Annotated in this window: 7 protein-coding genes and 1 pseudogene; 3 read left to right on the top strand and 5 right to left on the bottom strand. The window is 69.8% G+C overall.

The genetic code is table 11. The features are described 5' to 3' along the window. The 4 genes and pseudogenes from ACFWX1_RS02965 to ACFWX1_RS02980 all read right to left on the bottom strand — a co-directional run. Window positions 1-4,309, bottom strand: a pseudogene (locus ACFWX1_RS02965) (NAD:arginine ADP-ribosyltransferase with a RelA/SpoT domain protein); the annotation flags it as partial. 9 nt (window positions 4,310-4,318) lie between these two features. Continuing rightward, window positions 4,319-4,645: a WXG100 family type VII secretion target gene (locus ACFWX1_RS02970; RefSeq protein WP_378326546.1), complete on the bottom strand. Its 327-nt coding sequence runs from the start codon at window positions 4,643-4,645 to the stop codon at window positions 4,319-4,321. Window positions 4,646-4,648: 3 nt separating this feature from the next. Continuing rightward, entirely contained in the window at window positions 4,649-5,272 is a 624-nt protein-coding gene (locus tag ACFWX1_RS02975; RefSeq protein WP_378383200.1) for a YbaB/EbfC family nucleoid-associated protein, read from the bottom strand. A gap of 108 nt (window positions 5,273-5,380) precedes the next feature. Further along, complete coding sequence (locus tag ACFWX1_RS02980) at window positions 5,381-6,676, bottom strand: MFS transporter (protein ID WP_378383202.1); 1,296 nt, start codon at window positions 6,674-6,676, stop codon at window positions 5,381-5,383. Between the two features lie 348 nt (window positions 6,677-7,024). Here ACFWX1_RS02980 and ACFWX1_RS02985 point away from each other — a divergent pair, with 348 nt between their 5' ends. Further along, window positions 7,025-7,606, top strand: a complete 582-nt coding sequence (locus ACFWX1_RS02985; protein WP_378383204.1) for a YqgE/AlgH family protein — start codon at window positions 7,025-7,027, stop codon at window positions 7,604-7,606. Window positions 7,607-7,679: 73 nt separating this feature from the next. Here the strand turns inward: ACFWX1_RS02985 and ACFWX1_RS02990 are convergent, their stop codons facing one another. Beyond that, window positions 7,680-8,099 carry an SdpI family protein gene (locus ACFWX1_RS02990; protein WP_378383206.1) on the bottom strand — a complete coding sequence of 140 codons (420 nt, stop codon included), beginning with the start codon at window positions 8,097-8,099 and terminating at the stop codon, window positions 7,680-7,682. 65 nt (window positions 8,100-8,164) lie between these two features. Between ACFWX1_RS02990 and ACFWX1_RS02995 the strand changes: the two genes are divergently transcribed. Together ACFWX1_RS02995 and leuS are read left to right on the top strand one after the other, a co-directional pair. Beyond that, a complete protein-coding gene (locus ACFWX1_RS02995; RefSeq protein ID WP_378383208.1) occupies window positions 8,165-9,322 on the top strand; it encodes an esterase-like activity of phytase family protein in 1,158 nt (385 codons plus the stop codon). Between the two features lie 168 nt (window positions 9,323-9,490). Further along, window positions 9,491-12,331 (top strand): leucine--tRNA ligase, encoded by a 2,841-nt coding sequence (gene leuS / locus ACFWX1_RS03000; RefSeq protein ID WP_378383210.1) that lies wholly within the window; start codon window positions 9,491-9,493, stop codon window positions 12,329-12,331. Window positions 12,332-12,709: the final 378 nt, after the last annotated feature.

The raw sequence follows: 12,709 nt of genomic DNA on the forward strand, positions 1-12,709 counted from the left end.
GCGCGATGCTGTCGAAGTTGCCGCGATCGCTCCACTGGCCGCCGAGTCGTTCGCTGACGTGATCGAGGCTCTGCTGATGTGACAGCGCGCCGTCGGCAGGGGTGGCGACGGCGGGTTCGCCGTTCATCCGCTGCTCGTACGCCACCATCGACTCCGCGGAGTTCGTCCGGTAGCCGTTCTCGAGCGCGTTCTCGGCGTAGTAGTGGCGGGTGTTGACCTCTTCGATGCCACGGAGGTTGTCGCGCAGGAGCCGCGCTTCCTGCTGTGGCGTCTCGACCGAGTCGTGGTGGATCACCGGTTCGCCGCCCGGCTCCAGTGGTTTCGCGAGTTCCGACCAGCCGCCCTCGGGCTCGTGCTTCGCCGGTTCGCGGCGAGGCTCCGGCTCGGGGTGATCGGCCGGAGTGTCCTCGTCGCCGCCGAACACCTTGAAGATGTCCTTGATGTTGTTCTTGAAGAGCTCGGGGTGCTCCTCTTCGAACTTCCGGTCGGCTTCCTCCTGCTCGCGCTGGAAACGTTCCTCGTCGGCGACGTTGTGCTCGCGGCGTTCCTCGACCTGCCGCTGAGCCTCGTCCGCGCCCAGATGCCGCGGGTCGCCGGGCGGGACCTCCTCCGCGTGCACGATCCACTTCGGCTCTTTGTTGATGCTGCCGTCGGGATTGCGATGCGTGTACTCGGGGTGATCCGGATGCCCGCGGCCCATCTCGACGCCGTGCACGAGCAGCTGCGAACCCGGCTTCATGATGACTTCGCGTTCGTGCTCCAGCGCCGCGAGCTTCGAGACGTCGCGCCCGGTCTTGGACTCGATGCGCATCTCGACTTCGCCGGGGAAGTTGCTGCGCGGATGCTCGGCGTCGATTTTCGACGTCGAAAGGAACGCCGGTTCGACGACGACCTGTCCCTCGCGGTAGTTCGCCAGGAACGCTTCCATCCGGCCGGGGTGCCGGTCGAAGTTGACCATCCTCGAGACCGTGCCGACGTGCTCGGGCATCTCGTTGAGTCCCGAGGTCACCGCCCGCGCCTGGGGCGTCAGATCGCCCAGTGCCTCGCCGCCCATGCGCTGGGCGTGCGTCAGCGGATGCACCATCTCCACCCGCGTGTACGAGTGGACGGCGATCGCGCCCGCGTCCGACATGTGCGGGAAGTTCTTGTCCCGCAAGGCCAGCGCCTCGCGGCGGACCTGCTCGTGCCGCAGCTCGCCGGTCTCGGCGTCGACGTGGCCGTGGTCGAGCTGGGTCTCCACGATCCGGTCGAGATCCGCCGGATCGTGGCTGCGGAACCCGGGATCGTGCAGGTAGCTCTCGTCGACCGGCGAGTGTCCCTCGTCGTGACCGGGCGTGTGGTCCTCGACGGACGGCTGCTCGTCGTGCTGTGCCGCGGGTTCGTGCTCTTGCGGTGCCTGCTCCGGCTCGTGGGCCGGGGCGTGTTCCTGCTCCGGAGTCCGCTCCTGCGGGGTGTGCTGCTCCTCGGGCACGCGTGCGCCCGGCTCGTGCTGCTCCGGGGCCTGCTCCCGCGGGGCCTCCGTCGGGCGGTGCTCGTCCGTGCCCTGCTGCACCGGTGCTTGCTCGCGCGGGCCGTGTTCCGGCGTGGCCGCGTTGTCGTGCGGCGGCTGCTGTTCGGGCGCGCGCTCGGCAGGAGTCTCCTGCTGCGGAGTCCGCTCCTGCCCGTACGGCTGCTGCTCCGGCGGGCGCGGCTGTTCCGCCGGGGTGTGTTCCGGCGTGCGCTCGACCGGCCGCTGTTCCTGCGGACGCGGTTGCTCATGCGGGACGTGCGGCGGTTGCGGGGTTCCCGGCGGTGGCTGCGCAGGCGCGTGGCCCTGCGGCGGGTGCCCGGGACGTGGCTGTTCGGGCACGAACGGCTGCGGCGGACGCGGGCCGGGACCCTGCGGCGGCATGCCCGGCGGACGGCCCTGGTGCGGACCGAACCGCGGGTCGCCGTTCGGCGGCCCCATCGGCGGACGTCCCGGCGGAGGTGGCATCGGCGGACGGCCACCCGGATGCGGACCGGGTCCGCCCGGCCCCATCGGACCACCTGGCCGCGGTTGACCGGGATAGCCACCAGGACCACGCCCACCTGGCGGACCAGGAGGCGGGCCGGGCGGACGAGGCGGGCCGCCCTGGGGCTGCCCGGGACGTCCACCGAACTGTTCGGGCATCCGACGCGGATCGCCGGGCGGGAAACCGGGACCGCCACGTGGCGGCATCGGCGGCTGGTTCGGCGGCGGACCGCCCTGCGGCGGACCGGACGGGCGCGGTCCGCCACCGCCCGGCGGCATGCCACCTGGGGGCATCCCGCCGCCTGGCGGCATTCCTCCCGGCGGCGGTGCGAATCCGCCCTGCGGCGGCGGAGGCTGGGGCGGCTGGCCCGGCATCGGCGGCTGTCCCTGTCCGGGAAAGCCTTCCGGCTGACCGCCACCGGTGTACCCGGCTGCGGCGACGTTGTCCTGCGGGCGGCCCTGGCGCGGCGGCTCTCCGCCCGGGTAACCACCAGGGGTGAAGCCACCCTGCGGCGGGTTCGGGGTGTTCGGCGCCATGCCGTAGCCGCCGGACGACGACCCACCCGAGGAGCCACCGGACGATCCGTGCGCACCGCCGCCCATGCCCCCGCCCATGCCGCCACCGCTCATCGGTGGCGCGGAACCACCCGCGGGCGGGTTCGCCGCGGGCTGCTGCTGCGCGGCGGGTGCCTGTTGCTGCGGTGCCGGCCCCTCCGCGGTCTGCGCAGCCGCGGAGCGCGGGGCTTCCTGCGGCGCGGCCGGATGTTCGGGCTGCTGGACGTGATCGGAACTGGTCGACGTCCCGGTGTCGGCAGGGCGATGTGCCGAGGTTTCGCTCTGGTGTGGGGGCGCCGGGTCGTGTGACACCGGGGCGCTCTGCGTCTCAGCGGTGTGGTGGGGCTGTGGCGTCTCGGTGGTGTGCTCGGGCGCGCGACTTTCCGGCACGTGCTGGGTTTCCGGTGCGCGCTGGGTTTCCGCGGAATGCTGCGTCTCGGGCGCGTGCCGCGGTTGTTCGCCGGTGTGGTGCAGGTCCGATCCACTGTCCTGAGTGGACTGATGCGACGGTTCCGACGTCCGCGTCTCGGTCGAACCGCCGCTCTCCTGGCTGTGATTCGACGACGGCTCGTTCGACCGGCTCGGCTCTCCGGAAGGCTCAGACGACCGCGAAGACGGTTCGGACTCCGAGGAGCGTGTCGACGGCTCCGACTCCGACGAACGCGAAGACGGCTCGGAATCCGTTGTCCGCGAAGAAGGTTCGGATTCCGACGACCGTGACGAAGGCTCGTTCGACGATCCACCGTCGTCGCCGGAATCACCGGAGTGGTTGCCACCGGACGGTTCGGCGTGCGGGGAGTTGGCCTCCTTGATGTGGCCGATCTGCTCCTTCGCGCCACCCGCGGCACCCCCGACGGCACCGCTCGACGCGCCGGTGAGCAGGTCCTTCGCCGACAGATCCCCGAGATTCCCGGTGACCGCGGCCTGCCCGACCGTCTGTGCGACACCCTCGACGGCGCCCCGCGCGCCCGCGCGCATGGCGGCGTCGGCGACCTGCCCGCCGGCGCTGTGCGAAAGCCCCTCGGTCGCGCCGCGGCCGATCGACCCGCTCGCGGCGCCGACGACTCCGCCGACCGCGCCGCTGATCGCCGAGTCCTTGGTCTTGTTCCAGTCCCATTCCTTGCGGTCGCCCTTGGCCATCTGCAGGCCCTGGATCCCCGCGTCCATCCCGAGGTTCATCGCCTCGTTCTTGAGGATCTCCTTGCCGATCTTCTTGAGACCCTGCTTGAGGAACTTCTCCAGCAGCTCCTTCGCGACCTGTTTGAACCCCTGCTGCGCGAGCTTTTCCAGCAGCTGGCGGAACAGCATCTGGACGGTCATCCTGGTGGCGATCTGCGCGGGCGCGATCCCGGCCGTCGACCCGCCGAAGGTCACCGCGGCGGCCGCGATCATCGCCGCGATCTGCGCGGCCAGGATGATCAGCGAAATGATGATCATGTACTTCGTGTATTCGACGTCGAGCGCCGTCTGATCACACGAATCGCCGAGCGCCTTGCACGCCTCGGCCAGGTTCTTGAAGTACGCGTCGTCGCCCTCGACGAACTTCTTCCACTGCTCGCCGAACGCCTGCGCGCCGTCACCGGACCAGTTGTTGAGGACACCGGTGGCCGCGGTGCTCCCGATCTGGGAGGCCTGCGGGATCGCGGTGGACGCGTTGTGCCAGGCGTCCCGCAGCGCGCGGAGCTTGTCCTCGTCGCCCTCGGGCCAGCTCTCCCCGACGACGATGGGCAGCAGCCATTTGACCGCGTCGGGCATCTCCATACCCACGGATTACTGCCCCTTGCCCTTCGTGAGCGTGTCCGCGACGGTCTGGTCGGCGCCATGGAGGGCCTTCATCGACTGGTCGACATTGCGGAAGAGCCCACGCAGACCTTCGACCAGGTTGCCGAAGCCCTCGACGGCGCCCTTCGCCCCCGGTACGTAGTCCTTCGCGAACTCCTTGCCGGAGTCGTCATCACCCCAGCACTCCCCCTGCGCACTCAGCGCGCTCTGGAGTTCCTTCGCGGCGTCTTCGAGGTTGTCCGCGGCTACTTCGAGCCCACCGGCGGCGGATTTGACCGCTTCCGGATCGGCGGTGAAACCGCGCCCGTCCGGCATCGGTCACTCCCTCCGCATCCAGGACGAGGGTGGTTCCTCGTCTTCGTCGTCCTGGGTGGGACGCACGCGCCGCGGAGTCGGTTTCGGCGCGGGCATGGGCGGTGCGGGCGGAGGCGGCGGCGCGGCCTGCTCGTTGCGCATGATCGACCCGGCGGCCGGGTCCTCGAAGGAGTCCGGCCGCGGCGGCGGTGGCGGCTGTTCCTCTTCTTCGAGGAAGTCCGGGATCTGCGGCATGAGTCCGCGCAGCGACGGCGCGCCTTCGACGAGGTCGGCCAGATCGGGCAGCCCCTCGGTCAGCGGCGCCATGAGATCCGCGACCTTCTGCTTGACCTGCAACGATCCGTGCCGGACGAGGTTCTGGATGGTGTTCGCCAGCTGCGCCGGGGTGGTCCGCTCGAAGGAGTTCGGCGCGAGTTCGAGCTTGGCGAGCGAGCCGGTCGAGTCGATCGTCGCGCGCACGAGACCGTCCGGTGAGGACACCACCGCGGTCAGTTCGGCGGCCGCCGCCTGCGCGTCCCGCAGCTGCTCGGTCTGCCGTTCGAACTGCTCCAGCAGCGTGTCGACCTGGTCCTTCATCGCGGCGTTGCGCGCTTCGAGACGGGCATGGTCGTCGCCGGGGGTGGTCACTGTGCTCCCGGGGGTCGAGCGGGACGGGACGCGGCCAACCCTAATGCCCGCTGTCCCGTCGTACCGGCCAAATGGGTGAACCCGGAGTCAACGGTTTGCGCCAGCGAATCAGGCGGGCGCCGTCCGGCGCGTGGCCAGCAGATATCCGGCTCCCCCGAGCAGATAGCAGATCGTCGCGGCGATGAGCAGCCCCGGCGAGCGGCCGTCGTCCGGGACGAACAGCGCGGTCAGCGTCACCGCGGCCACCTGGGTGATGTTGAACAACGTGTCGTAGAGCGCGAAGACCCGGCCACGGGCTTCGTCCGCGACGTCGATCTGGATCGACGAGTCGACGCACAGCTTGAGCACCTGCCCGGCGCCGGTGATCACGAACGACGCGAGCAGCGCGGTCGGCAGCAGCATCGGGAGGCCGAGCGCGGACTGCGCGAGCGCGGCGAGCATCAGTGCGCCCAGCACCACCCGGAGCCTGCCGAACACCCGGACCAGCCAGGCCGTCAGCAGACCGGCGACGAGCAGGCCGGCGCCGCCCAGTGCGACCATCTGGCCGAGCCCCGGCAGCCCGGCGCGGAAAACGCCCTGATTGGTGAAGTAGTTGCGCATCAGCAAGGTGGTCACGAGCAGCGAGGCGCCGAACGACGCCCGGTGCGCGAACAGCGCGATGAACCCGGCGGTGACACGCGGCGCGCGCCAGGCGTGGTGGGCTCCGTCGGCCAGGCCGCGCGCGACCGCGACGAACGGGTTGGTCGGTTCGTCGACGACGTCCGGCCCGAGCTGCCCCCGGCGGAACCGGCCCGCGACGATCGCCGCGACGATCGTGCCGAGCACCGCGAACGACGTCGTCCACGCCGATCCGGCGTTGTCCGGGCCGAACAAGAAACGCAGCCCGATCGCGCATCCGCCGCCGATGACCGCGACCACGGAGCCGAGCGTCGTGGCGAAGGCATTGGCGGTGACGACGCTGGATTCCGGCACCAGATGCGGCAGCGCGGCGGACATCCCGGAGCCGATGAACCGGCTGATGCCCTCCGCGGCGAGCGCGAGGGAGAACAGCCCGATCCCGCCCGCGCCGAGTCCGACCGCGGTGGCGGCGGCGAGAATCGCGAGGCCGCGCAGGAGGTTCGCGAAGATCAGGACGCGACGACGGTCCCAGCGGTCGAGCAGCGCGCCCGCGAAGGGCCCGATCACCGAGTAAGGCAGCAGCAGAACGGCGAATCCGCCCGCGATGGCCAGCGCGTTCGCGCCTCGTTCGGGGTTGAACAACACGGCACCCGCGAGCCCGGCGCGGAAGACGCCGTCGCCCCACTGCGCCGCGAAGCGGGTGAACAGCAGCCTGCGGAACTCGGGGTCGCGGACCAGGGCCCGTGGCCCCACCGGTTCCGTCGCCGCCCCAGCGCTGATCGTCACCCCGGAATCCTAGTCGCCCCCTGTGACCCACCTGTGAGCGTTGGGAAGCCGCCGCATGAACCACGCTGGGTCAGGAACCGACCGCACCGTGGGGGTCCGGGGGGCTCGGCCCCCCGGGTCAGCACACGGTCTATGGGAAGCCGCGCAGCGGCGACCATAGGAGGCCAGCGCACCCCATCTCGCCTCTCGGCGGCTATGCGCAGTGTGGCTCCGGCCGAACGGTATTCCACAAAGGCGGTTCTTCAGTGAGCCCGGGGGACACGGAGTGCGCCGACCAGTGTGTCCAACGGGGTAGGTGGGATGTTTGTTCCCGGTGCCGGGCGAATTCGTGTGCACCGGGGTGGGATTATGGGCGGCGTGCCTGCGGACGCCGAGGTTGAGCCGGGAACGCTCCTGGTCGCCGCCCCCACGATGCTCGACCCGAACTTCCGGCGGACGGTCGTGTTCGTCATCGATCACCGGGACGAGGGCACTCTCGGGGTGGTACTGAACCGTCCGAGCGACGTCGCCGTGCACGATGTCCTGCCGAACTGGGGCACGCACGTCGCCGAGCCGCAGGCGGTGTTCGTCGGCGGTCCGGTGGAGAAGAAAACCGCGTTGTGCCTGGCCGCGTTGCGGACCGGGGAGACAGCGGCGAGCGTGCCGGGCGTGATCGCGGTCCGCGGCCCGGTCGCGCTGGTGGATCTGGACACCGATCCGGAGGTTCTCGTGCCGAAGGTCCGCGGGGTGCGGGTTTTCGCGGGATACGCGGGGTGGGACTCCGGCCAGCTCGCCAGGGAAATCGAACGTGAGGACTGGGTCATCGTGCCCGCGCTGCCGAGCGACATCCTGGCCTCACCGCACCGCGATCTGTGGGGTCAGGTGCTGCGACGTCAGGGCGTTCCGCTCGCGCTGCTGGCCACCCACCCCGGCGACCTCCAGCGGAATTAGCTGAAGGGGACTTTCCTCGCGTCGGATGCGCTGAAAGTCCCCTTCGTCGCAGGAGACGCGCTGAACGTCCCCTTCAGCTCTCCGAACGCTGGAGCACGCCGCAGCCACCGGCACCGCAGGCGCAGCCGCTGCATCCGGCCGGGGCGGCGGGCACGGGTGCGGGCACTGTCGCGGCGGCCCGGTTGCCGAGCACTCCGCCGCCGATGACCAGCGCGAACATCCCGAGCAAACCCGCGACGGCGGCGGCGAGCAGCCCGGCCGTGGTGGGCATGACGAGTGCCGCGACGCCGGCGACCACGCCGATCACGCCGCCGACCAGGGTCGGCAGCCCGGCCACCCGGTTCGCCAGCTTGAAGGCCTCTTCGCTGCGCATCGACGCACGGGTGCGCACGCCCGTGCTGCTTTCCCGCGTCAGCCGTTCACGGAGGCCGAGGAAGCCACCCCAGCCGACGACGGCACCCAGCAGAATCGGGACGAGCGCTGCAGCGATCACCCCACGAGGATAAGCGTGACGTCCCGGCAACCTGCCGGATACCCTGATCGACTGTGCTACAGGCCATGTCACGTCGTGTGTTGGCCGCCGCCATGGCTGCGGCGCTCCCCCTCACCCTGTTGAGCGTTCCCGTCGCCGAAGCGACTCCGAGTCACCGTCAGGTTCGGCTGATCGGGGAACGCGTCGTCCCGCACGCGGCGCCGTTCGAGGGAACGACCGTCGGCGGTCTCTCCTCGATCGACTACGACCCCCGCACCGGTGAGTACGCCTTGATCTGCGACGACCGGTCCGCGATCAACCCCGCCCGCTTCTACACGGCGAAGTTCCCGGTCGACGCGCACGGCGTCGGCGATGTCGCGTTCACCGGCACGCATCCGCTGCTGCGCCCGGACGGCACGCCCTACCCGCCGCTCGCGAAGAACGACCCCAAAGCGCCCCAGAACGAGCAGACCATCGACCCCGAGGAACTGCGCGTCGACCCGTGGACCGGCCACTACTTCTGGGCTCAGGAGGGCGAGCGCACCGGCACGACGTTGATCGATCCGTCGATCCGCGAGGCGCGCCGGGACGGGAAGTATGTCCGTGATCTGCCGATTCCCGCGAACGAGAAGATGACCCCGACGGCGGGGCCCCGGCAGAACCTCGTCCTCGAAGGCCTCACCTTCGCCGCGTTCGGCACGCTGGTCGCCAGCTCCGTCGAGGGGCCGCTGCTCCAGGACGGCCCGGTGCCGACGACCACACAGGGCGCGTTGTCCCGTATTACCGTTCAGTCCCGTTTCGGGCCGGTGCTCGCGCAGTACGCGTACCCGCAGGAGAAGGTCTTCGCCTCGCCGACGCCGTCGGACGGCTTCGCGACCACCGGCATCTCGTCGCTGCTCGCCGTCGACCAGGCCGACCCGACCCGCTACCTGGTGATGGAACGCTCCTTCGTCACCGGCGTCGGCAACAAGATCCGCATCTTCGAGATCGACACCAAGGGCGCCACGAACGTCCTCGGCGTCGCTTCGCTCGCGGGCGACAAGCAGGTCAAGCCGGTCCGCAAGCGTTTGCTGGCCGACCTTTCCGGCTTCCAGTTGTCCACTGTGGACAACGTCGAGGGGATGACGTGGGGGCCGCGCCTGCCCGGTGGCGAGCGCAGCCTGGTGCTCGTCAGTGACGACAACTTCTCGGCGAGCCAGGTGACCCAGTTCATCGCACTGGCGGTCCCGTCGGAACGGCTTTGACCAGCAAGTTACGATAGTCATCATGAACACGGCTCGGCTGCTCCTTAGCCTGCCGCGCTGACCTGGGCCGAACGGCCCCTCAGCGCGGCGACCCCTCACGCCCTCGGGCTGGGGGGTCGAGTTGTTTCTGGAGTGGCTTGACGTGGATAGGCACGGAGGAATGCGGCGATGAACCAGAGCGGGACCGACGCGGCCCCCCAGCACCGCTACAACGCGGAGCTGGCAGGCCAGATCGAGCAGCGCTGGCAGGGGTACTGGTCCGACCACGGCACCTACCAGGCGCCGAACCCGGTCGGCCCGCTCTCGGTCGAGGGGCAGACCGTGCCATCGGACAAGCTGTTCCTGCTGGACATGTTCCCGTACCCGTCGGGCGCGGGCCTGCACGTCGGGCACCCGCTGGGCTTCATCAGCACCGACGTCTTCGCGCGTTTCCACCGGATGATCGGCCGGAACGTGCTGCACACGATGGGCTTCGACGCCTTCGGCCTGCCCGCCGAGCAGTACGCGGTGCAGACCGGGCAGCATCCGCGCAAGACCACCGAGGAGAACATCCAGACCTACCTGCGCCAGATCCGGCGCCTGGGGCTGGGGCACGACGAGCGCCGCCGCATCTCCACGATCGACCCCGGGTACTACAAGTGGACGCAGTGGATCTTCCTGCAGATCTTCAACTCCTGGTACGACGAGAAGGCGGGCAAGGCACGTCCGATCGTCGAACTGGAGACGGAGTACGCGCAGGACAAGCGCCGCACCCCCGACGGCCGTAACTGGTGCGAGCTGACGAGGGCGGAACAACGCGAGATCATCGATGAACACCGGCTGGTGTACATCTCCGAGGCGCCGGTGAACTGGTGCCCCGGGCTGGGCACGGTGCTGTCCAACGAGGAGGTCACCGCCGAGGGCCGCAGCGAGCGCGGCAACTTCCCGGTGTTCCGGCGCAATCTGCGTCAGTGGATGATGCGGATCACCGCCTACGCCGACCGCCTGGTCGACGACCTGGACCTGCTGGACTGGCCGGAGAAGGTCAAGTCCATGCAGCGCAACTGGATCGGCCGCTCGCACGGCGCGCGCGTGACCTTCACCGCGGGCGAGTCGGCGATCGAGGTCTTCACGACGCGGCCGGACACGCTGTTCGGCGCGACGTACATGGTGCTGGCGCCGGAGCACCCGCTGGTCGACAAACTGACCACCGAGGCGTGGCCCGAAGGCGTCGACGAGCGTTGGACGTCCGGTGCCGCGACGCCCGCCGAGGCCATCGCGGAATACCGGGTGGCGGCGTCGCGGAAGTCCGAATTGGACCGTCAGGAGAACAAGGAGAAGACCGGCGTCTTCACCGGCTCCTACGCGGTGAACCCGGTCAGCGAGCTGGAAATCCCGGTCTTCGTCGCCGACTACGTGCTGATGGGCTACGGCACCGGCGCGATCATGGCGGTGCCCGGCCAGGACGCGCGCGACTGGGAATTCGCCGAGAAGTTCGGCCTGGACATCGTCCGCACCGTGCAGCCTTCGGAGGGCTTCGAGGGCAAGGCGTTCACCGGCGACGGACCGGCGATCAACTCTGGCTTCTTGGACGGAATGGGCGTCGGCGAGGCCAAGAAGACGATCATCGAGTGGCTGGAGGAGCACGGCCACGGCGAGGGCACCGTGCAGTTCAAGCTGCGCGACTGGCTGTTCTCGCGGCAGCGGTACTGGGGCGAGCCGTTCCCGGTGGTGTACGACGAGGACGGCATGGTCCACGCGCTGCCCGAGTCGATGCTGCCGGTCGAGCTGCCCGAGGTCGCGGACTACTCGCCGGTGACCTTCGACCCGGAGGACCGCGAGAGCCGGCCGTCCTCGCCGCTGGCCCGCGCCACCGACTGGGTCGAGGTCGAGCTGGATCTGGGTGACGGGCCCAAGACCTACCGCCGCGACATCAACACGATGCCGAACTGGGCGGGCTCCTGCTGGTACCAGCTGCGGTACCTGGACCCGACCAACACCGAGGTCCTGGTCGCCCCGGAGAACGAGGCGTACTGGGTCGGCCCGCGCCCCGCCGAGCACGGCGTGGACGACCCTGGCGGCACGGACCTGTACGTCGGCGGGGTCGAGCACGCGGTGCTGCACCTGCTGTATTCGCGGTTCTGGCACAAGGTCCTGTTCGACCTGGGGCACGTGTCGTCGAAGGAGCCGTACCGGAAGCTGTTCAACCAGGGCTACGTCCAGGCCTTCGCCTACACCGATTCGCGTGGTGTCTACGTCCCGGCCGACAAGGTCGAGGAGAAGGACGGGAAGTTCTTCTTCGAGGGTGCGGAAGTCACCCAGGAGTACGGCAAGATGGGCAAGAGCCTGAAGAACGTCGTCACGCCCGACGAAATGGCGGCGAACTACGGCGCCGACACGTTCCGGTTCTACGAGATGTCCATGGGACCGCTGGATGTTTCCCGCCCGTGGGCCACCAAGGACGTCGTGGGCGCGCAGCGGTTCCTGCAGCGGCTGTGGCGCCTGGTCGTCGACGAGAACACCGGTGACGTCCGGGTGTCCACTCATGCCGCGACGGACGAGGACCGCGCGCAGCTGCACCGGACGATCGCCGGGGTCCGCGAGGACTACCAGGAGATGCGCTTCAACACCGCGGGCGCGAAGCTGATCGAGCTGAACAACTACCTGACCAAGGTGTACGGCTCGGCGGAAGCCACGCCGCGCGAACTGGCCGAGCCGCTGGTGCTGATGCTGTCGCCGCTGGCCCCGCATATCGCCGAGGAACTGTGGCACCGCATGGGGCACGCGGACTCCCTGGTGCACGGGCCGTTCCCGGTGGTGGACGAGAAGTACCTGGTGGAGAACACCGTCGAGTACCCGATCCAGGTCAACGGCAAGGTCCGCTCGCGGATCACCGTCCCGGCCGACGCGGCGGGCGACGCCGTCCAGAAGGCGGCGCTGGCCGACGAGAAGATCGCGGCGCTGGTCGGGGACAAGACTCCCCGCAAGGTCATCGTGGTGCCCGGCCGCCTGGTGAACATCGTCCTGTAGCCGCTTTGGTGGTCCGTGAAGGCCTCCTTCACAGCGCTCAATGCTGTGAAGGAGGCCTTCACGGCTTTCCGGGTGTGCGTGCGTGCCGAGGGACGCCTTCGGTGCGTTGGGCGCACCGAGGGACGCCCTCGACGCATTGAGCGCACCAAGGGCGTCCCTCGGCTCACCCCGGCTCGCCTCGCAGCCGCGCCGGAGATCCACAAAGGACACTCAGGGGGATGGTCGCGGACTTGTCCACAACCGCCCCCGTTGTCCACAGATTCGCCGAACCCCGGATTCGGGCCCCTCCCGGCGATAGACTGATTTCGGGGTCGCCCCCCGGAGCGGGTGGGGGACACCCGAATACTGGGGAAGCCGGGGCGAGGCCGGGAAAACGTG

This window comes from Amycolatopsis sp. NPDC059021 (genome assembly GCF_042739895.1).
Classification (GTDB): Bacteria; Actinomycetota; Actinomycetes; order Mycobacteriales; family Pseudonocardiaceae; genus Amycolatopsis.